Origin of the sequence: Labrenzia sp. 011, assembly GCF_003075075.1 — a bacterium.
In the GTDB taxonomy this organism is placed as follows: Bacteria; Pseudomonadota; Alphaproteobacteria; order Rhizobiales; family Stappiaceae; genus Roseibium.
Genome location: NZ_QCYM01000001.1, coordinates 429,522 through 450,592, shown reverse-complemented (window position 1 = coordinate 450,592; position 21,071 = coordinate 429,522). Strand labels below are relative to the sequence as shown.

Annotated in this window: 14 protein-coding genes; 2 read left to right on the top strand and 12 right to left on the bottom strand. The window is 61.1% G+C overall.

The annotated features are described in order from the left end of the window. Positions 1-14 precede the first annotated feature (14 nt). On the top strand, positions 15-2,831 hold the full coding sequence (gene tssH, locus DCO57_RS01935) for a type VI secretion system ATPase TssH (protein ID WP_116697139.1): 2,817 nt from the start codon (positions 15-17) through the stop codon (positions 2,829-2,831). A gap of 87 nt (positions 2,832-2,918) precedes the next feature. Here the strand turns inward: tssH and DCO57_RS01930 are convergent, their stop codons facing one another. The 6 genes from DCO57_RS01930 to DCO57_RS01905 form a co-directional block, all read right to left on the bottom strand. After that, the gene (locus DCO57_RS01930) at positions 2,919-4,907 is read right to left on the bottom strand and encodes a M23 family metallopeptidase (RefSeq protein ID WP_116697138.1); all 1,989 of its coding nucleotides are present in this window, start codon (positions 4,905-4,907) and stop codon (positions 2,919-2,921) included. Between the two features lie 204 nt (positions 4,908-5,111). After that, entirely contained in the window at positions 5,112-7,046 is a 1,935-nt protein-coding gene (locus tag DCO57_RS01925) for an adenylate/guanylate cyclase domain-containing protein (protein WP_116697137.1), read from the bottom strand. Next, positions 7,043-7,729, bottom strand: coding sequence for a hypothetical protein (locus DCO57_RS01920; protein ID WP_208977739.1), 687 nt, complete (start codon positions 7,727-7,729; stop codon positions 7,043-7,045). Before DCO57_RS01920 ends, DCO57_RS01925 begins: the two co-directional genes overlap by 4 nt. Before the next feature lie 165 nt (positions 7,730-7,894). Continuing rightward, positions 7,895-9,517, bottom strand: a complete 1,623-nt coding sequence (locus tag DCO57_RS01915) for a caspase family protein (protein ID WP_116697136.1) — start codon at positions 9,515-9,517, stop codon at positions 7,895-7,897. A 28-nt stretch (positions 9,518-9,545) separates the two neighbouring features. Then, positions 9,546-9,812 (bottom strand): hypothetical protein, encoded by a 267-nt coding sequence (locus tag DCO57_RS01910; protein ID WP_133192611.1) that lies wholly within the window; start codon positions 9,810-9,812, stop codon positions 9,546-9,548. A gap of 11 nt (positions 9,813-9,823) precedes the next feature. Next, positions 9,824-12,550: a caspase family protein gene (locus DCO57_RS01905; RefSeq protein WP_165814599.1), complete on the bottom strand. Its 2,727-nt coding sequence runs from the start codon at positions 12,548-12,550 to the stop codon at positions 9,824-9,826. 404 nt (positions 12,551-12,954) lie between these two features. On the opposite strand from DCO57_RS01905, the gene DCO57_RS01900 reads away from it, so the two are divergent. Next, the gene (locus DCO57_RS01900) at positions 12,955-13,806 is read left to right on the top strand and encodes a GNAT family N-acetyltransferase (protein ID WP_116697133.1); all 852 of its coding nucleotides are present in this window, start codon (positions 12,955-12,957) and stop codon (positions 13,804-13,806) included. 108 nt (positions 13,807-13,914) lie between these two features. Here DCO57_RS01900 and DCO57_RS01895 read toward each other — a convergent pair whose 3' ends face one another. The 6 genes from DCO57_RS01895 to DCO57_RS01870 all read right to left on the bottom strand — a co-directional run bounded on the left by DCO57_RS01895 (position 13,915) and on the right by DCO57_RS01870 (position 20,634). After that, positions 13,915-15,024, bottom strand: a complete 1,110-nt coding sequence (locus tag DCO57_RS01895; RefSeq protein ID WP_116697132.1) for a calcium:proton antiporter — start codon at positions 15,022-15,024, stop codon at positions 13,915-13,917. Positions 15,025-15,286: 262 nt separating this feature from the next. Beyond that, the gene (locus tag DCO57_RS01890) at positions 15,287-16,066 is read right to left on the bottom strand and encodes an ABC transporter ATP-binding protein (RefSeq protein ID WP_116697131.1); all 780 of its coding nucleotides are present in this window, start codon (positions 16,064-16,066) and stop codon (positions 15,287-15,289) included. Then, complete coding sequence (locus DCO57_RS01885; protein ID WP_116697130.1) at positions 16,063-16,818, bottom strand: ABC transporter ATP-binding protein; 756 nt, start codon at positions 16,816-16,818, stop codon at positions 16,063-16,065. The genes DCO57_RS01890 and DCO57_RS01885 overlap by 4 nt, the downstream gene beginning before the upstream one ends. A gap of 11 nt (positions 16,819-16,829) precedes the next feature. After that, positions 16,830-17,966 carry a branched-chain amino acid ABC transporter permease gene (locus DCO57_RS01880; RefSeq protein ID WP_116697129.1) on the bottom strand — a complete coding sequence of 379 codons (1,137 nt, stop codon included), beginning with the start codon at positions 17,964-17,966 and terminating at the stop codon, positions 16,830-16,832. Between the two features lie 4 nt (positions 17,967-17,970). Next, positions 17,971-18,999 (bottom strand): branched-chain amino acid ABC transporter permease, encoded by a 1,029-nt coding sequence (locus tag DCO57_RS01875; RefSeq protein ID WP_116697128.1) that lies wholly within the window; start codon positions 18,997-18,999, stop codon positions 17,971-17,973. Between the two features lie 291 nt (positions 19,000-19,290). Beyond that, on the bottom strand, positions 19,291-20,634 hold the full coding sequence (locus DCO57_RS01870; protein WP_208977738.1) for a substrate-binding protein: 1,344 nt from the start codon (positions 20,632-20,634) through the stop codon (positions 19,291-19,293). Between the last annotated feature and the right edge of the window lie 437 nt (positions 20,635-21,071).

Here is a 21,071-nt window from a genome sequence, read left to right as displayed (position 1 = left end):
GAAAGGCCGGTACCATGAGTGACATTCTGGTTGAAACCATTGCCAATAAACTTACGACTGTCAGCTACGACTGCCTGGAAAAGGCCATGCGGCTGACGAAAAGCTCAGGCCACCGGCACCTGGAGATCCTGCACTGGCTCTACTATCTGGCCCGCGACGAGACCACGGATTTCGTCCATATCCTGCGCCATTTCGGCATCGATGTCGCAACGGTCTACGATGACCTGCAGCAGGCGATCGCCAAGCTGAAAATCAACCAGACCGAACTGCCCTCCATGGCGGCGCCCTTTCAGGAAGCGCTGGAGCGCGCCTGGTTCGAAGGCACGCTGAGATATGGAGACTACAAGATCCGCTCCGCCTATGTGCTGATCGCCATGATGGGCGACCGGACCACATGGCGCGAGCTGCGCGGCTATTCCCCGGCCCTGGAACCCCTCAACCGCGATATCCTGGTCCGGGACCTCGACAAGATTGCCGGTGCGTCCGGTGAAACCGGGGCGCGACCCGTGGACGGCTCCGGCCCCAAGGCCGCGGCGCCGGGAACGGGCGGAGACAGTGCTCAGACGGCCCCGGGCGGCGGCGCCGGCGAAGATGCCCTCGCCCAGTTCACGGTCGATTTCACCGCCCGCGCCCGGGCGGAAGAATTCGATCCGATCGTCGGCCGCGACGAGGAAATCCGCCAGGTGATCGACGTGCTGATGCGCCGGCGCCAGAACAACCCCATCCTGACCGGGGAAGCCGGCGTCGGCAAAACCGCCATCGTGGAAGGCTTTGCCCAGAAGATCGTGTCCGGAGATGTTCCGCCTGCCCTTCTCGGCACCCGCCTGTGTGCGCTCGACCTCGGCCTGCTGCAGGCAGGAGCCTCGATGAAGGGGGAATTCGAGAAGCGCCTGCGCGCCGTCATCGATGCGGTTCATGCCTCCATCGTTCCGACGATCCTGTTCATCGACGAAGCCCACACGCTGGTCGGCGCGGGCGGCGCGGCGGGAACGGGCGACGCGGCGAACCTGCTGAAGCCGGCGCTCGCACGCGGCACCTTGCGCACGGTCGCGGCCACCACATGGTCCGAATACCGGCAGCATTTCGAGAAGGATCCTGCGCTGACCCGCCGCTTCCAGCCCGTCCAGGTGGACGAACCGGATGAGGAAAAGTGCTTTGCCATGGTGCGCGGCCTGCTTGGCCCCATGGAAGAGCATCACCAGGTCCGTATTCTCGACAGCGCGGTGAAGTCCGCCGTCTCCCTGTCGCACCGCTATATTCCGGCACGCCAGTTGCCGGACAAGGCGGTCAGCGTGCTCGATACCGCATCGGCGCGGGTGAACATTTCCCAGGCGGCGCAACCGGCCAGACTTTCGGATCTGGTTGCGAAAAAGGGATTCCTCGAAGCGGAACGCCAGGCGCTGGCCAATGACGCCGAGCTCGGCATGGAGCACCAGGAAAAGCTCGATACGCTCGACACCGCCATCCAGGACACCGAAACCGCGATAGACACCCTTCGCGGCGAATGGGAACGCGAGCGCAAGCTGGTGGCAGAGATCCGCCGCCTGAACGCCGCACTGATCGCCTTGAATGGCGGCGAAGCGGCCCCGCATCCGGAAAGTGCGGAAATCGGGGATCCGGAACACGAAGGCCCCGCACTGGTGGGTATCGACGAGATCGACCTGGATCTCGATGTCGACCTCGGGGATGAGGCGGCCATCCGCACCGCTCTCAAGGACAAACGGGACGCGCTGTCGAAGATCCCGGAAGACGACCGCATGGTCTATGCCTATGTGGACGACGAAGCCGTTGCCAGCATCATCTCCGACTGGACCGGCATCCCGGTCGGCCGGATGGTTCAGGACGAGATGCAGACGATCCTCAATCTCACGGAAAGCCTCAACAAGCGCGTCATCGGTCAGGCGCACGGCCTGGGCATGATCGCCAAGCGGATCGAGACAAGCCGCGCGCAGCTCGGCAATCCGGACAAGCCGATCGGCGTATTCATGCTGTGCGGCCCCTCCGGTGTCGGCAAGACGGAAACCGCGCTGGCGCTTGCGGAAACCCTTTACGGCGGCGAAGACAGCCTGATCACCATCAACATGTCCGAATTCCAGGAAGCCCATTCGGTTTCCGGCCTCAAGGGCGCACCTCCGGGCTATGTGGGCTACGGCGAAGGCGGCCGCCTGACGGAAGCGGTCCGGCGCAAGCCCTATTCCGTCGTCCTTCTGGACGAGGTGGAAAAGGCCCACCCGGATGTGCATGAGATCTTCTTCCAGGTCTTCGACAAGGGCTGGATGGAGGATGGCATGGGCCGGAGGATCGACTTCCGCAACACCCTGATCCTGCTGACCTCGAATGTCGGCACGGAAACCATCATGAACGCCGCCCGGCACATGCTGGACGCACCGGTTTCCAGCGACCCGGATCTTGCAGCCACCGATCCGAACGCGCCCGATGTGGAACAGCTGGCGGAAGCCCTGCGACCGGCGCTGCTCGACGTGTTCCCGCCAGCCCTGCTCGGCCGGATCGTGACCATCCCCTATTACCCCCTGTCACCGTCCATGCTCGGCTTCATCGTCCGCCTGCAGCTCAACCGGATCGTCAGGCGTGTTCTGGAAAACCGGGAGGCGGAGCTTGGCTATGGAGAGGATGTGGTTGCCCATATCGTCTCGCTGTGCCGCGACCCGGACAGCGGCGGACGGATGATCGACAATATCCTGACCAACGACCTGCTGCCCAAACTCTCCCGCGCCTTCCTGACGGCGCAGATGAATGGCGAGGCGATCACGAAGGTTTCGATCAGGGCCGGCGACGACGGCCTGGAAATTCAGCCGGAGGCGGTCGCGTAGACTTCAAGGAGCTCCTGCCAGCCAGGCGACCCATTTCCGCCCTCCACACCCTGTCGGCCCGCTTTCTCACGAAAGCGGGCCGAAGTGTTATTGGATGCTCAGGATTTCGCCTATCGAGGCGCGATAGTTCTTGAGATCGGTGTTTGCCACCGACTGCGGCGCATCCGCACCGGTTTGCATTTCGAATGCCAGTGGATCGGTCGGCTCGCCGCGTTGACGTATTTCGAAATGCAGATGGGGACCGGTCGACAATCCGGTCGTGCCCACATAGCCGATCAGGTCGCCTGCCTGAACCACCGACCCCAGCTCAATGCCGTCCGCGAATTCGTGCATATGCGCATATCGGCTGGTGATGCCATCCTTGTGGGTGAGTTCGATGAAATTACCGTATCCGCCGCGCACGGCACGATAGGTGACCTTGCCGGAAAAGGCCGCACGGATGGGCGTTCCGGTCGGCGCCGCCCAGTCGACCCCTGCATGCAGACGCTCCGTCTTCTTGATCGGATGAAAGCGCAACCCGAATTTCGACGTCAGAACCCCCTTGACCGGCACCAGCATCGCACCGGACAGGCTGACCTTGCCTCCTTCGTTGACACAGGCAAAGCCGCGATTTCCCGGCGCTTTCAGTACATAGCAGCGCACAGACCAGTCATCATCGCGGCGCACACCTGCGAAAAGGACCCGGCCACCGCCGCGCTTTTCGTCCCTCGGCATATCGGTGAACACCAGCGTGAACCGTTCATCCGGCTCAATCGTGCGCTTGAGATCCGTCGTCGGTGCCAGATAGGCAATCGCCTCGCCCACGATGGAAGCCGGAACCGCGTTGCGCACCGCCGTCGCATAAAGGCCGTCGATAAGACGGTGCTTCTTCGAACCGCCCGCCACCTTGTCGGGGGTGGGCTTTTCCTCGGCAATGGGTTTACCAAACCAGGGATCGGCACCATGAACATAGGAGGCACCCTCGCGCGACGTCGAATAGGCCGCCGTGCCGAGATATCCGTCCTTGCCGTAAAAGGAGATCTGCACCGGTCGGTAGTAGTCGCCGATGCGCCCGACCTTGTTCGGCATCCGGACGCCCCGTACCGCGATCCTGTCGCCTGCGATCAAATCGCTCTTCTGAAACTCTTCCGTTGCGAATTCGACAAGCGGTTTGCTGGCATCCTCGTCAAAGCCGTTTTCCTTCAGAAAGTCCGCAAGCGTCGTCGCTGCGGTAATTCCGGTGCGGATTTCAATTCGGCTTGGTCCCTGACCGATCGGACGCTCCGACAGGAACAGGTTCAGCGTATCCGTCGGTGGCTTGAGAAAAACCGGCAGATCCGGCGATGCGCCATCCGCCTGTTCGCCGGCCTCCTCGACCACGATCCCTTCGGAATCGTCACCGCCGCCGTAATTGCCGAACTGGAAATCCGTTTCACTGCCCGGCGCGCTGATCACCAGATTTCCGTCGTCGTCCAGCATCTGGCTGTCGAGAAAATAAGCGCTGGCCGCGGGTACATAGGCCGAATCTTCCGGCTTGGCACTCGCCGGAACCGGTCGTTCGGTCAGCTCGATCCGCCGCGTTGCGGCTCCGCGGCCGAGCAGCACGGGATCTCCGGCGAGCGGAATGACAGCGGACATCGCCATGTCGAAAAAGGGATCGGCGGGAATATCCAGATCTTCTTCGTTGAGGCGGTCCGCTTCGCTTTTCGCCGCTTCCGATGCGACGGGTCCGGGATCGGTATCCTCCGCAAGGAGTGTGGCGTCGGCGACCGGAGCAGGTGTATCCGGCTCTCCCGAGCTCTCCGGAGTCCCGAAGGCAGCTGTTTCCACGGGCGGCGAAAAGGAGATCGCACCGGATGCGAAAAGATGCGCCACACCGCCCGCCCCTGCGCCCACGACAAGAAACCCTATGGCCAGGCCGGCATACATCAGCTTCGTGGACCGTTTTGGCGCCGGACGGCCTGCCGATTGCGGACCGCTCTTGCCGGCACCGACAGACCCGGGCGCCGACGACGCCTTGCCGGACGGACGGATGATCGTCCGGTCGAAATCGGGCCGGTTCGCTCCGGGAGTCTGATTGTCGGGCCATTGAGCCATGCCGGGAACCCAGGTCTTCAAACGGACGTAAAGTGTCAAAGCATCTTGTCGACGTTCCTGCGAACCCCGGATACTCCAGAAAATTCAGCTTGCGCTCCACCGATCATGCCGGAGGAACCATCAGGATGCAAAACCGGCACGCTCTCCAGCTCGCGCACCGGGAGCGAGCATGACGCGGCAGTGCAGGCTCCGGCCCATACGGCTCTAACGAGGAAAATTCAACAGTTTGCTGCGATCCTGTTCGTCTTTGCTGACCGGACGTGTGTCGGACGGCTCCATATACATTTCCGGAACATCGAGTGTGAACACCGAGATATCGCTGCTGAGACCACGCAACTGTCCCGACCAGATTTCCCTGACAGGATAAGAGCCGGGCAGCTTTTCGGCGACCGACTGGCTGACGGCAAGGCGGACCTTTTGGTCCTTGGCAACGGATTCGATCCGGCTCGCGGTGTTGACCGTGGTTCCCATGACCGTGAAGGAGCGCCGGTGTTCGCCGCCGATATCGCCAACCAGAACCGGCCCGGCGTTGAGGGCAATGCGCAAATCCAGCGGCGGCTGGCCGGTGATTTCGCGTATGTGATCCAGCTTGCCGATGATCTCGCGGGCGGCATCCACCGCAGCCTGTTCGGGATGTTCGACGGTATTCGGCGCGTTCCAGACGGCCATGATCGCGTCGCCGATATATTTGTCGATATAACCGTGATGAGCGGTGATTTCCTGACCAATCGCATCGAAACAGGAATTGACCACCCGGACCACGTCCCTGTCGGCGAGTTTCTCGGACATCTTGGTGAAGCCGACGATATCGATGAAGGCGACAACCACATTGCGCGTATCGCCGCCCAGTTCCGGCAATTGTTCCGACTGCGCCATCCGGCTGATGACATCGGGTGCCAGATAATGACCGAACAGCCGCACGAGCGAGCGCTGTCTACGTTGCAGGATACCGACCTTGCCGATGCCGGAAACGATGATCGCGCTGACACAGGCAACCGGCGCGACCCCCGGCGATAACAGGACGCCGGCCTCCAGCCCCACCAGACTGGCTCCGAGCCCGACGAGAATTCCGCCGACCGCCACGAAGGGCAGCGCCACCAGGGGCAGGAGCAAGCCGGCTGCCGTACCGGCCACGGAGAACACCGATGCCAGTGCCGGGAGCGTACCGGCGGCAGGGGCGACCGCCATACGATCCGACAGCGCCGCGCCGATCAGATCCGCCAGAATGAAAACACCGGCAGTATAGGACTGGACCCGTGGCCGGCCGCTTGCCCCGGTTTCCGACAGATCCGCCGGCGTTCGCGGCAGGAAGCGATCGGAATACAGATGCTCGTCTTCATAGGGCAGCAAACCGCCGAAGAGAACGATCCGGCCATCGACGAACCGCCTGAGATCCTGCCTGCCCGTTTCGGTTTCCTGCATCTTCAGGACATCGAGCAGGGAGAGATACGGAATGGAAACCGCGAGCCGGGCGGATGGTATGGTGGTGTAGGCCTCTGTCACCTCGAAACCGGCCGCGCCGATCAGGGCATCGATGAGGGAGGAGGACTCCGTCAACGGAAACTCGGGAGAATGCCTGCGCACCACGCCGTCGTTTTCCGCCGTGACGGTGACCGAACGCACGCCGCCAGCGCCGGCGGCCGCGGAAAAGGACCGGTGCGGAACGCCGACCTCGGTGTGGGCGATAAACACATTGCCCCTGTTGCGGTAGAGAAACCGCTGGAACGGCTGGTCGAACCCTTTCAGCCGCGCCTCGCCTGTCCCGGGATCCGCGAAAGCATCGGCGCTGTAGGCGAAGACGAAATCATAGCCCAGCGCACGCGCACCCGCGTCGAGGACCGCCTGCCCCGCCTCGGCCATGACGGGGGTCATCAGGACGCGCGGGATCGGGGCCAGCCGCTCGGAATTGAGGGCGGTCTGGTCGAGGCCAACCACCACCACCGGCGCAGGGGCACTTTTCCGCCCCGGCGTCAGCATGGCCCGGACCTGAAAAAGCCGGTCTGTAACCCAGCCTTCCCAGATGGCCCCCTTGGCGGTCAACCCGATGGCGATGCCCGCCCCCACCGCAGCAAGGGCGATGAGGGCAAAAAGCGTCTTCCGGCCAAGGGGAGCGTCCGCAATCCGGCCGCCCGATGTCATTTTACGATGACAACAGCGGTTTTCCGCCCGACCTGTGCCGGATCGATGGTGAATTTGCGCATGACCACCCCATAGTCCGGAGCCTTGCCCTGCAGAAACAGTTCGACATCGATCGCTTCGTCTTCAGCCTCCCGGTCCGGCATTTCCGTCATGATGTTGTCCAGTACATCGAACCGTTTGGGCTCTCCGCCTTCGAAGGAGACGAAGACCGTGTCGTATTGGTCGCGCAGCCGGTCGTCGAAGCGCAGCATCAGTGAAGCGGCCTTCTTGTTCGACAGGGTCAGCCCGCGCAGGGTCACGGTCAGTCCCTTGTCGGCGGTCTCGGCACTGGAACCGCTATCCGCCTGAAGACAATTGCCGGCGCGCAGAACTTCCTGCTGTCCGCCCTCAATGGCGTATCCGGAGGAGGTCACGGAAATCGTGCCGGATTTGACACGCACCTCCTGGCAGGCAGCATAGTCCAGAAGATCGATATGGCCGTCCGCTCCCAGATCGACCACATCTCCGGGCATCAGCTCGGTAAAGGCCGAAACCTGAACCGCTTCGGACTTGTCCAGGATCAGCGCGATCGGGTCTGCAAGGGCCGGTCCTGTCAGGCCGGCAATCGCGAGTGTGAAGGCTGCCGCCAGTCCGGTGGCATAAAGGCTTTGCCGGACACGGCCTTTTTCAGGCAAATGCGTCATGACTGTCTCCCAAGTCTTTGGTCCACGTCTTTCGATCGGTGGCAGTATGCGCTCCGGTCGAGCGCGGTGCTGTTCGTGCGTTCATTTATAACAGAGGAATAGCGGGACGAGTGTGGCCATGGTCACATAAAAGGGGTTTCCGCATGGACGGCGTCCATCTCCGCTCTATCCGGCAGGCTCCGTGTAGACAGCGGCGATGCCGATGGCGTCGGCTGAATCGCCGATCAGTTTCAGCAGATTGGGAAGCAATCCGGCATTGAGCGGCCGCCCGTCGAGCGCGGACAGAACCCCGACAAGCCGTGGCATCGGGCTGGACGAGCGTACCATGACAATATGATCCGCTCCGAAGGGCAGCGCCGCGCGCAGATTGAGAACATAGGGATCCCCGGCTTCCACCGAAGTATCCTTGCCCAAAGGATCCGCCGCCTTGTCCGGAGCCAGCAGGCGCACCGTTCCGTCCGCTTCCAGTGCGAAGACCGCCATATATCCGGTCTGTTCCGATGTCAGTCCGACCTTGAAGGGCGACCCTTCGGAAATATGACCGACAGCAGGCTGCAACTTGCCTTCAATCGGCCGCAGGTTTCTCGACAGCCCGTAGAGATCGGAGAGAAAGACCCACTTGGTCACAACCTCCGAAAAACGGTCGGCATTCCCTGCCCCATCCTGAAGAACCACATCGCCGAACTTGGTCAGGACATCGCCTTCTTCAACATCCCAGAAGAGATCGGCGCCTCCCTCGCCCATGACCTTCACATGACCCTCATGCTGCTGGGCGAGCCTTTCGAGAACAGGATTGGCGGCCTCGGAGCTCGCGGCCAGCGTCAGCTCGCTTGCGCCGCGATCGAATATGGCGCCATCGACCCTGGGAAGGACCGCCGCGCGTGTCTCGCCGCCGATGCTGAGGCTTGGAGCTTGACGCCCCTCGGTGGCAACACGCACGGTTTCCTTCAGGAACCGGCTCAGCTCCGTCATGGAGATGCCGCCGTCCCGGTCCAGGTCCGCTCTTCCTTCGACGCCCCGCGCGAAGGCCCAGCTCAGGGCACCGCGCGGCTCACCTGCAATCAGCAATTCCGGTATCACCTGGCCATCGACGGTCGCACCGACGTAGATGACATTGTCGAGTTCCTGGAGGTCTTCTCCGTCGGCACCCGACTGCGCCAGAGCCGCCGGCAGGGGTGAGGATCTCAAGACGTCGTTTTCAAAGGGTGGCAGACCGACCAGCCGTGTTCCGAGCCGCTTGATGCGCGGATCGATCGACCTGGTCATGGTTCCGGAATGGCAGCTGTCTGCAAGAACCAGAACGCTGCGCCCGCCTGCTGCGCGCAGCATCGCGGCCACGTCGTCGTCGCGCAAACGCTCGCCGTTCCCGGGCGCGGCCACATCGAAGCCTGCCAGCAGGAAAACTTCGTCGAACCCGTCGTCCTCCGACCCCGGCACCCATTCAGGTTCCTGGGCGCCATGGCCTGCATAGGACAGGACAAGAACGTCATCGGGATCCGAGCGGGAAATCAGGGCCTGCCAGGACGACAGGATTGCCGCGCGCGATGCCTCGCCATCGTAAAGCGCAGTCAGGTCACGCACGCCGGCCGCTTCGAGCGTCTCGGCAATGTCGCGCGCATCATTGACCGCGCCTTTCAGCGGCGAGACATGCTCATAGGCATCGACCCCGATGACAAGAGCCCGCCATTCACCCGCCACCGAAGGAACGGAGAGCAATGCCAGACACATGAGGCCAAGACTGCTCTTTGCAAGCCATCGACCGGATCCTGCATGAAACAACATACCCATGAGGGAATTCCTTCAATCGGTACCGGGATCAGCCCCAGGAACCGCCACCGCCGCCGCCGGGACTTCCGCCACCACCGCCGCCGCCACTGCTTCCACCGCCACCGCTGCTATTACCACCTCCACTGTTGCCACCGCCCCCACTGTTGCCACCACTATTGCCGTTGTTCGTATCCCGCATCGCCGGGTCATTGATCGGGTCGACAACGCCGGACCGAGTGTCGGACTGTTGCTGGGTCTGGCAACCGGCAAGTGCGACCAGGGCCGTGACAGGAACGACATACAAAAGTGATCTCATTATCCATCTCCTCAAAATAGATCGTAGCGCGGACGATCTTGTTCCCATTGATGTTTGACCAATGAAATCAGAGCCTCGTCACCTTGAACAGGCTGACGTCCGGAAGCCTTGAAAAAGCCCGCGAGCGCTTCCCGGGTCTTGCGGCCCGGCTGGCCGTCCACCGGTCCCGGTTCGTAGCCGAGATCGGTTAGGGCCTGCTGCAGGACCTTGGCCTTGAGCCCTCTGTTCGCCTTGCCGAGCGCTTCCCTGCCCTGTTCGGCAGCCGGTGAGGACGGATCCACGGCAACAGCCATGGCCAGCATCCTGATCCGGTCGCGGCCTGCTTCTTCTCCCGACTGTTCGCCGAGCATGAAAGCGGTGTTGAAGGCGCCCCAGGCGTCACCCCGCATGGCGCTTTCGCGGAACCAACGGGTCGCCTCAGCGGCGTTTTTCTCCACGCCCTGGCCGTTGAAATACATCAGGCCGATGGCGGTTCCCGCTGCCGGATGGCCGCCTTCATGAGCTTTCTTGAACCAGCCGAGCGCCGCCTCGTAGTCCTGGGGCACACCTTTGCCGTCCCGGTACAGCGTGCCCATGTTCAGGAAGCCGTAAATGTCATTCCGTCCCGCGGACCTGTTGTAATAGTAAACCGCCCGGTCGACGTTTTCCGCCACGTGCTCGCCATTCAGATAGAAACCGCCGATGGCGTTGTAGGAGAACGTGTGCCCGGCCTCGACCGATTGCAGCAGTTTTTCCAGGCCGGCCTTTTCGTTCTGCGCCGTCCCGTCTCCCCTGATCTCGGCCAGACCGAGCGAATGCAGCGCATAGGCGTCGCCCCGTTCGGCGGCCTTGCGATACAGTTCCACGGCCTTCTTGCGGTCCCGGTCTATTCCTGCTCCCAGGAAGTACATGCGGCCAAGCACCTGTCCGGCGCGCACGTGTCCCATCTGATAGGCGCGATCGAAATAGGCAATCGCCTGATCCAGATCCCCCGCCGCGAAAGCGCCACGCCCGCGCTGGAACACGAAGCGGCCGATCTCGGGATAGGCTTCCATGGCCTCCGCACAGGCCGTCTCGATGGCCTTGGGATCGAGATCGTTCGCCAGGCGTCCTTCCGTGACGGCCTGAAGATCGAACGGCTGCGTGGCCAGCTGATCGCAACGGTCCACGCGCGGCTGTACGATCTGGGTGACGGTCTTGAGGGTTCCGCCGGATTCGGCCGGGAGTTCCAGTTCGAATTTTCGCGCGTTCCGCTCGCTGCCGATCTGCGGACGAACCGTCAGGGACGGCAGCGCGGAGACGGGGAAGCGGTCGCCGGCCTGGAGCAGACGGCCCTCCGTGGACAGTTGCAGATCGGAATCGACAGAAACCACCTTCAGCCAGTCGCTTGTGGCCGGAAGACCTTCCGCAGGCGCTTCGGGATAGATCGCCACAGGCCCAACGCCGATATCAGCCTCGACCGCCCCGGAGGCCGATCTTTCCGTCAGCCAGGCCAGCAGCGCGGCCAGACGCGCCTTGCGGGCTTCCAGCTCATCGTCTTTCACGACGGCGGTCGCCGCCTGTGCAACGGTGATGGAGGCAATGGCAGAGACGCTGCTGCCCCACTGGTCGGTAACTTCGTAGCCGATCAGTTCGACATCCCCGGCCCCGGCATCATTCGGAACGAACTCGAGTTCGGCAAGTTCCTCGGCCTGGAGAACATCTCCTTCGGCGACGGGTTTTCCGTCCGGAAGCCGCAGTTTTCCCTTTTCCGGTGCCAAGGTCAGCGTTGCTTCCAGCGTCCCGCCTTCAGGCTGAACCGGCGCGGGAATATTGAGCGCAACCGCGTCGCCCCCCGCCGAAACACTGACGCGGTGATGCGCCGTGACGATCGGCTCCGGCTTGGGCGGAACGAAATAGAAGTTGGTGACCAGCGTCGAGTCCTCATAGGGGATCTGCTGGCCGCCGGTCTTGCGGACAACCTCGTCACGGACCCTGGTCATCAGGTCCTTGATCTCCAGCTTGGGATCGAGAGCGTTGCCGACAACGGAGGATGTGAACGGGCTCAGCGGGCCATCACCGTCAAAGGCGACCTGGCCCGGGCGGGTGGCGTAGGAAATGAAAGTGCCGAGCTTGTTGGGAATCCGGCGCAGCCCCCTGGTCTTGCCGAGCGAATATTCCTCTTCGCCCCAGAACAGGCTGGCAATCTCGAAGGGATTGTCCCGGCAGGCATCCAGCATGACGATCTGCAGGCTGGATGCCGCTTTCATGTAGTCAAGCAGATGGGACACCTTGAGGCTTTCAAACTCGAGGTCATATTGCGACGACAGCTTTGCATCGACCGGCAGAATGAAGTTCGCCTCACCGACCTGCAAGGCATGGCCCGAATAGTAGAAAAGTGCGGTGTCGCCGTCATTGAGCTCGCGAAGGAACCGCCGGACGACCTGCTCCATTTCCTTCTTGTCGAGGTTCATTCCAAGCGTAACGTCGAAATCGGCTTCCTGCAGAATCCGTGAAATTTCCTTGGTGTCATTCACCGGATTGAGCAGTGGCTCCACATATTCGTAGTCCTGATTTCCGATGACGAGCGCGACCCTGCGGCCGGATTCGTCCGGCGTGGCAGCGCCCGCCTGCGCACAGGTCAGTGCAAGGCCGAGCGGCAGACTGAACAATCCGATGCGTACGGCGCGCCGCAAGCGCACTGTGGGCCGGACAGCATTTCCGGAAACCGGCCGGGGAGCAGGTCCATTGTCGAAAGGCAGAATGTTGCAATTCTTCATAACGTCCTCAGCGCTGAAATTCATGCTTCATATTGGCGCCTGAATCATTGTCTGTCTGTGACGAAACGCACATGGGGCACATCTGAACGACACCTGGCCCTGCCCCAAAAAGTAAAAAATATCCGATGCAGCTCTCTCGTCAGCGAAAAATCCATGAGAGCATTACCTTTGGTAAAGTGATGCACACTTGTCGCCCGGACGCAAGCTGACTTGCGATCGGGCGCGGGCTTTTACCGAGGGTACAAACGCAAAAGTGAAGGCAATCAAGCGGGAGGTTGCGCCGGAAGTCCTCTCAGAAATGCCGTCTCTTGCCAAAGCTCTTCGGCAAGAGACGATTTTCAATTCCGACCGAGTCATTTTAAGTTGCCGCGATCCAGATACACAAGCCGCAGCGGGAAGAGTACATGTCCGAACCCCTAGAGATCCGTCACCTGCAGGTGGACGAAATGCAGATCGCCCTCGATATGGCGAAGGAGGAAGGCTGGAATCCCGGTCTTGAGGACGGCGCGGCCTTCCATGCGGCAGATCCGAACGGCTTTTTCGCCGGAAAGGTTGCAGGCGAGCTCGTCACTGTCATCTCGGCCGTGCGGTATGGCGACGTGTTCGGATTCATCGGGTTTTACATCTGCAAGCCCGGCCATCGCCAGAAGGGCTACGGTCATCAGATCTGGCAGCGGGCGATGGACTATCTCGGCCCCAGGCTTTCAGGCCTCGATGCGGTCAAGGAACAGATCGCCAGTTATACCGAACACGGCTTCAAGCCGGTCTACCGCAATATCCGGCATGCCGGTACCTCCCTGTGCGACACGCCAATGGACCCGCGACTGGCGCCGCTCGGTCAGGGTATTTTCCCGGCGATCCGCGACTACGACCAGCGATTCTTTCCGGGGCCTCGGACCGAGTTCCTCAAGCTGTGGACAGCGCCGATGCTTGAAACCCGCCGCGGCTTCGCCTTTGCCGAAGATGGCCAGGTGAAGGGTTATGGCGTCATCCGCCAGTGTCATGACGGCTTCAAGATAGGACCGCTGTTCGCCGACACGCCTGAAATCGCCGATACCCTGTTCCGGGCACTGGCAGGACAGGTCAAGGGTCAGGCCGTCATACTGGATACGCCGGAACCCAACGGGGCCGCGCTTCTGCTGGCGGAAAAATACGAGCTCTCGCCGGAATTCGAGACCTTTCGCATGTATCGCGGCCCGGCGCCCGAGCTGCCGATAGATCAGACGTACGGCATCACGACCTTCGAACTCGGCTGAGCGCTTCCCCCTGCGCATCGCGGCAGGCAAGGATCGCGCCGGCCAGATCTTCCAGGTCCGCGCCGACCGATTTGAACAGGCGGAAGTCCGGCGAAACGGCACAATGCATCAGGCGATATCGAAAATCATCATCACATAGGCCGCAAACAGGGACAGATGCACGGCTCCCTGCAGATAATTTGTCGTTCGGGCACCGAAGGTCAGAATACTGACAACCAGCGTCAGGACCAGAAGAAGGATTTCCGGGGTGTCGAGCCCCATCTCGACTTCAAGACCCATGATCCAGCCGACCAGCAGAACCGCCGGAACGGTGAGGCCAATCGTTGCCACGGCAGACCCGAGGCAGATATTGACCGCACGCTGCAGCCGGTTGGCGACTGCCGCCTGCAAGGCGCTCAGGCCTTCGGGCATCAGGACCAGCGCCGCGACGAAGAAACCACTCAGCGCCAGCGGCGCCCCGATTCCGTCCATGCCGAAGTCCACATAGAGCGCGAGTTTCTTGGACAGCAATATGATCGGCAGCAACGCACCGAACAGCCCCACGACGTGAAAAGGTATGGACCGGACTTCGCCGCCATGATGGTCGTCGTCCTCTTCCACGCTTCCCTCGACAACCGGCTGGCGGAAGATATTGCTGTGGGTGACGGTCTGCATGGCCAGGAAGACGCCGTACAGCAACACAGACATGACCAGTGCAAATCCGGTCTGAAGAGCCGACAGTTCGCCTCCCGGCGCCGATTCCGTCATTCTCGGCAGAACAAGCGCGAAGATCGCCAAGGGCACCAGAATCGACAGAAAGGCGTTGGCACCCTGAAGATTGTAGGTCAGATGCTTGTGCCGCAATCCGCCCATGAGAAGGCAAAGTCCGATCAGTCCGTTCAGGACGATCATGATCACGGAAAACATCGTTTCACGGGCCAGCGTCGGCGCAGCGTCGCCCGAGAGCATGATCGCGACAATCAGGGCGACCTCGATACCGATAACGGCAAGGGTGAGTATCAAGGTGCCGAAGGGTTCTCCGAAGATGGACGCAAGACACCCGGCGTGGCGGACCACGGAAAAGGCGCACCACAGCACCGTCGCGAAAATCCCACCCAGAAGAACAAGGGAGACGCCGACGCCAACCGTTTCAGGTTTCAGACCGTCACCGGCCGCAACAAAGGCCGCAAACACAAGGAAGCCGACCAGGCTGGGTAATTCTGTTCTGAAAAGTTTCACAGGCCATACCGCGCTGGAGAATTCTTGAATTCGGCTGCGAGACTATAGTCTCCGGCCGCTTTTTCCCGCAACCGGCGCGTTCCGCACACCCATCAATGGCAAAACTGTCCACAAAAAAGACCGGCGCGGGATGCGCCGGTCTTCGGGTCTGGATGGGGCAATCATGGGCAGGGAAAATCCGGTTCCCCTGACTGCAATGGATTTACCGCATTGATATGGCTTGTTTTTCTTTTGGCGCGGAATGCTGCGAAAGAAGGCAGGCCTAGATGGCGAGATACTCCTGACGCAATTGGGCGTTGTCCAGGACTTCCTGTGCCGCACCGTCGAAAACTACTTCCCCCATGTCCAGAATCACCGCCCGGTCCGCCAGATGAAGGGCGGCGATGGCGTTCTGCTCGACAATGATGGTGGTGATTCCCAGGTCCTTGACGCCTTCGAGGATACGCTCGATTTCCTGCACGATCACCGGAGCCAGGCCTTCATAGGGCTCATCGAGGAGAAGCAGCTTGATGTCGCGCGCCAGAATGCGCGCCAGCGCCAGCATCTGCTGCTCCCCGCCGGACATGGTCACCGCGTCCTGTCCCCGGCGCTCGGCGAGGCGGGGGAAATGATCGTAGATCCGCTCGATCGACCAGCCCTTCGGTTCAGCGATCTGGGACAGCTGAAGATTTTCCTCAACGGTCAGACCGGGAATGATGCACCGGTCTTCCGGCACAAGCCCGACACCCACTCTCGCCGCCTGGTAACTTTTCATGTCGTGCAACGGCTGGTGGTCCAGCCATATTTCACCGTGGGTCAGATTCGGATTGTCCATGCGGGCGATGGTTCGCAGGGTCGAGGTCTTGCCGGCTCCGTTGCGGCCCAGCAACGCCAGGATCTCGCCCTCCCGAACGTCGAAGTTCACCCCCTGGACGATGTAGCTTTCGCCGTAATAGGCATGAATATCCCAGGCGGAGAAAAATGCCGGCGCGCCACCCTGCGCCCTGCGCGGCTGCACACCCGGCGCGGTTTTGCCTGAGAACTGATCTTCGGTAATGGTCACAGGTGTGCTCCTCCCAGATAGGCTTCCTGAACGCGCGGATCTCCCTTGATCTCCTCCGGCTTGCCTTCGCAGATCACCGTCCCTTGCGCGAGCACGCTCACCTTGTCGGCAAGCGAAAACACCACATGCATGTCGTGTTCGATCACCACCTTGGTGATGCCCCGGTCGCCGATGCGTTTCAACAGGTCGATCGTGTTGTTGGTATCCGCGCGCGACATGCCGGCGGTGGGCTCGTCAAGCAGCAGCAGTTTCGGATCCTGAACCAGACACATGGCCAGTTCCAGGCGTCGCTTGTCGCCGCGCGACAGGGAGGCGGCGATCACGTCCTTCTTCTCCGCCAGCCCGACGTCCTCGAGCATATGCATGGACTTGTCCAGGATCTCCGTGTCCTTGTCGATCCGCTTGAAGGCGTGAAGCGCGAACTCGCCGTCCCGCTTGGCCATTGTAGGGATCATGACATTTTCCAGAAGAGTGAGATCGGAGAAGATCTCCGGCGTTTGAAACACCCGGGAGACGCCGGCCTGGTTGATCTGGTGGGCCTTCAGTCCGATCAGCGAGGTGTTGCCGAACATGACGGTTCCGGTATCGGGGATCAGCCGCCCGACGAAACAGTTCAGCAGTGTCGACTTTCCTGCGCCGTTCGGTCCGATGATGGCGTGGACATTGCCTTCTTCGACGGCAAGGTTCACGTCGTTGAGCGCCTTGAGGCCACCAAAGGCCTTGTTCACGCCCGAGACTTTCAGAATTTCCATCAATGTGTTCCTTACTCGGCTGGCGCGGTGGCACCGCTTTGGTCCGACTTACCGGAGGAGCGCTTGAACAGGCGGCCGATGCGGGAGAAGCCTTCCATAAGCCCGCCCGGGAGGAAAACCACGATCAGCATGAACAGGACGCCAAGAGTCAGGTGCCAGCCTTCGCCAACGAACAGACTGGTCACCGCAACAACCGGGACCTCGATAAAATCCGGCAGGAACCCGAAGATCTCATGCAGGGTCTGTGCGTTGAATGCGGAGAAGATGTTTTCGAAGTACTTGATCAGCGCCGCGCCGAAGATCGGTCCGAGCAAGGTGCCGGCACCGCCGAGAATGGTCATCAGAACCACCTCGCCCGACGCCGTCCACTGCATGCGTTCCGCCCCGGCCAGCGGATCGGTGATGCACAGCAGGGCACCGGCCAGACCGGCATACATGCCGGAAATGACGAAGGCCGCAAGCGTGTAGGGACGCGGGTTGAGGCCCGTGTAGTTCATCCGGTTCTGGTTGGTCTTCACCGCCCGCAGCATGATGCCGAAGGGCGAGCGGAAGATCCGCTGGGCGATAAAGAAGGCGATGAGCAGAACCACCGCGCAGAAATAGAACCCCGCATAGCCGGTCATTTCGATGCCGAACAGATTGGCGATCAGCGGACCGTCAACGGCGTTCGAGGAATCGAACAGGCGCGGGTCGGTCCGCAGGACCCTCAGGCCGGTCTCGCCGTTGGTGATCGGTGTCAGCACGGAATAGGCCAGGTTGTAGGACATCTGCGCGAAGGCCAGGGTCAGGATCGAGAAGTAGATCCCGGACCGGCGCAATGAAACATAGCCGATTGCCAGGGCGAAGATCCCGGATGTGATCACCGCCACGATTGCTGCGGGGACCGGATTCATTCCGAGCAGCTTGAAGGTCCACACGGCCGAATAGGACCCGACGCCGAGAAATGCCGCGTGCCCGAAAGACAGATACCCGGTGAGACCGAAGAGAAGATTGAAACCCGTTGCGAACAGACCGTAGATCGCGAATTTCTGCAGCAGGTCCGGATAACCGGCACCGATCGGTGCCAGCCAGACAGGCATGGTGAGCACCGCGACTGCGAAGACGACAAAAAAGATCAGGTCGCGCATGGGAGATGTTTTGGTTGCCATGTTTCTAGCTCTCCATGACGCCTTTGCGGCCCATCAGCCCGCGCGGACGCACGAGCAGGATGACCACAGCAACGAGATAAATGATGATCTGGTCGATACCCGGCAGGATTGCCTTGACTTCGTTCATCGAAGCGAAGGACTGCAGGATGCCGAGCAGGAAGCCTGCAAGGACAGCACCGGGCAGCGAGCCCATCCCGCCGACGACGACAACAACGAAGCTGAGCACGAGGAAGTCCATGCCCATGTGATAGTCCGGCGGCAGGATCGGTGTGTACATGACCCCGGCAAGGCCGGCGACGACGGCGGCGATTGCGAAGACGACCGTGAAACGTCGCTCGATATTGATCCCGAGAAGACCGACCGTATCGCGATCCGCCATTCCGGCGCGCACGACCATCCCGAATGTGGTGAATTGCAGGAAGGCGAAGACGGCGCCAATCACGAGGCCGGCAAAAGCCAGATAGACCATGCGCCAGTAGGGATAGACGATGACACCGGGATCGAAACCGAATGCAGCCCCGATATCCGCAGCGCCGCGCACCAGCTCAGGCGCCGGCTGGGGGATCGGGTTGGCACCGTAGATTGCCTTGATGACTTCCTGAAGCACGATCGCGAGCCCGAAGGTCACCAGGATCTGGTCGGCATGCGCGCGCTTGTAAAAATGCTTGATCAGGCCGCGTTCCATGATGAAGCCGACCAGCAGCATCACCGGAATGGCGAGAAGAATGGACATGGGAACGGAATAGTTGAGCATCCAGGTTCCGAAATCCCCCAGAAACGCCTCGACGTATGGCGTGCGGATCTCCATCGGAGACCCCCAGGCCGTCGTCTGGGTCGGATCCGTGGTCACGACCTCCAGACTGAGCAACTTGTTGAAGGTGACCGCGCAGAACGCGCCGAGCATGAACAACGCCCCGTGGGCGAAGTTGACCACGCCGAGTGTTCCGAAAATAAGGGTAAGACCCAAGGCAATCAGTGCATAGGCACCGCCTTTGTCCAAACCGTTGAGCAATTGTAGAAGAATCACATCCATTGTTTTGCCGCTTTTTGCCTGGAGCAACCTGCGTTCAACTGAATGCAGACATGAGGCCCCACCACTTCAGGGTCGATCAACTATTCCACTTTTACACACGTCATGCGTAAGCGGGTTGATCTGTAGCAATCCACGTTCGAAAGAACGTAGATTTCACTCTCCACACTTTCTGGTTGCCGTGTTTTCCGCTGTCATGTGGAGACCAAAGGAGACTGCCCGCCATGGCCCCGCGCTGCGAAACGAACGGCAGCCGCCGGCGGTACAACACCGGCGGCTGCCAATTTCGAAGCGTCAGGCGCCGTTGTTGCAGGTGCCGAGTTCGCCACCGAGCATTTCCGCCGGGTATTCGACCTGGGACCGCGGCGTCACTTCGACAACTTCAAGAAGGTCGAACTGCGAGGTCGGGTTTTCCTTACCCTTCACCACCAGGACGTCCTTGAAGCACTGGTGATCGTCAGCCCTGTAAAGGGTCGGACCGTTGCCCATGCCGTCGAACTCGAAGCCTTCCAGCGCCGCTGCAATCGCGCAGGGATCGAAGGTTCCGGCCCGCTGCGCAGCATCCGCATAGAGCAGAGTCTGAACGTAGCAGGTGTGAGCGGCCTGGCTCGGCGGGAAGCCGTATTCCTGACCGAAGGATTTCACGAAGGCTTTCGAACCTTCGTCCTGCAGTGACCAGTGCCAGTTGGTGGAGCCGAAGATGCCCTTGACGTTCTCGCCGGCGCCCTGCGCCATCAGGCGGGAATAGAGCGGAACGACGATGACGAAGTCCTTGCCGTCCACCTGCTTGTCACGCAGACCGAACTGGACTGCCTGTGTCAGGGAATTCACCATGTCCTTGCCGTAGTGGTTCAGGACCAGAACATCAGCGCCGGAGTTCAGAACCGGAGTGATGTACTGCGAGAAGTCACCTGCGCCGAGCGGAGTGCGAACCGCAGCGGTCGTCTCCCAGCCCATGTCTTCGGTGTATTTCTTGATCGATTCTTCCTGCGACCAGCCCCAGGTATAATCGGCGGTCAGGTGATAGGCCTTGCGATCGGTGCCGTAGTTGTTCTTGAGCACCGGTGCCAGAGCCGCGCCGGACATTTCCGTGTTGAAGAAGTGACGGAAACCGTTCTTGCGCTTGTCCTTGCCCGTCGTGTCGTTGGAGTGGGTCAGGCCCGCCATGAAGATGACGCCGGCTTCCTGGCACAGGGACTGCACGGCGATAGCCACGCCGGAGGACGAACCGCCGGTGATCATGACCGCGCCGTCCTTCTCGATCATCCGCTTGGCGGATGCGCGGGCTGCGTCGGATTTGGTCTGCGTGTCACCGGTGACATAGGCGACCTTCTTGCCGTTCACGCCGCCCTGCAGGACCTTGGACGAAAACGTGTTGAGTAGACCGCCGTCTCCTTCACCGTTCAGATGCTTCACGGCGAGCTGATAAGCGCGCAACTCATCGGCGCCCTCATCGGCGTAGGCGCCGGTTTGCGGAACGTTGAAGCCGAGGACGACTTCAGCCCCTGTCGGCTCGTTCAGATAGCCCGCGGACCAGGCACCACTGGTGAAAATGGTCGGCGTTGCCAGGGCAGCGCCACCCATTGCACCCGCGCGCAGGATAGAACGGCGGTTTAGGGGTTTACGAATCAAGCTCATACTTTCCTCCCAGAAAGGCACGGCGGTCCACCTCGGACACACCTGCTGTGGCTGTTCAGCCGCAAGCAATCCTGGCTGTTCCCCGTCCGGAACTCCGGCTCCTCCGCGCCAAAATTGCAAGCTGCGGCGACTGTAAAAAAACGAAAGGCATTTCAGCAATACGACTATCGGCGCGCATCGGTCGTTTTCTCATTAGACTTTCGAAGTAAACACACCGAGGCCTGCGCAGAATTTATTGCAACGCACCATTGGTATTTTATATTTTATACATGCACTTAGATGAATTACTTGTGGCATTGCAAAAATTCGGTATGGAGGCGGCGCAAAAGCACCAACTGCCCCTTGGTTAGACGAAAGTGCAAGTCGCCCGCCCCCAATTCGCCACAGCCGGATAAATTGACGCTGACACTGGCCGAAAGATATGGTCGCCTTCGCAC

Bases quoted from the DNA above. Each gene is read 5' to 3' on its own strand.
- DCO57_RS01910 (WP_133192611.1), bottom strand. From the start codon at position 9,812: ATGAGATCACTTTTGTATGTCGTTCCTGTCACGGCCCTGGTCGCACTT.
- DCO57_RS01885 (WP_116697130.1), bottom strand. From the start codon at position 16,818: ATGGAAATTCTGAAAGTCTCGGGCGTGAACAAGGCCTTTGGTGGCCTC.
- DCO57_RS01905 (WP_165814599.1), bottom strand. From the start codon at position 12,550: ATGAAGAATTGCAACATTCTGCCTTTCGACAATGGACCTGCTCCCCGG.
- DCO57_RS01875 (WP_116697128.1), bottom strand. From the start codon at position 18,999: ATGGATGTGATTCTTCTACAATTGCTCAACGGTTTGGACAAAGGCGGT.
- DCO57_RS01915 (WP_116697136.1), bottom strand. From the start codon at position 9,517: ATGGGTATGTTGTTTCATGCAGGATCCGGTCGATGGCTTGCAAAGAGC.
- tssH (WP_116697139.1), top strand. From the start codon at position 15: ATGAGTGACATTCTGGTTGAAACCATTGCCAATAAACTTACGACTGTC.
- DCO57_RS01925 (WP_116697137.1), bottom strand. From the start codon at position 7,046: ATGACATCGGGCGGCCGGATTGCGGACGCTCCCCTTGGCCGGAAGACG.
- DCO57_RS01870 (WP_208977738.1), bottom strand. From the start codon at position 20,634: ATGAGCTTGATTCGTAAACCCCTAAACCGCCGTTCTATCCTGCGCGCG.
- DCO57_RS01900 (WP_116697133.1), top strand. From the start codon at position 12,955: ATGTCCGAACCCCTAGAGATCCGTCACCTGCAGGTGGACGAAATGCAG.
- DCO57_RS01920 (WP_208977739.1), bottom strand. From the start codon at position 7,729: ATGACGCATTTGCCTGAAAAAGGCCGTGTCCGGCAAAGCCTTTATGCC.
- DCO57_RS01930 (WP_116697138.1), bottom strand. From the start codon at position 4,907: ATGGCTCAATGGCCCGACAATCAGACTCCCGGAGCGAACCGGCCCGAT.
- DCO57_RS01880 (WP_116697129.1), bottom strand. From the start codon at position 17,966: ATGGCAACCAAAACATCTCCCATGCGCGACCTGATCTTTTTTGTCGTC.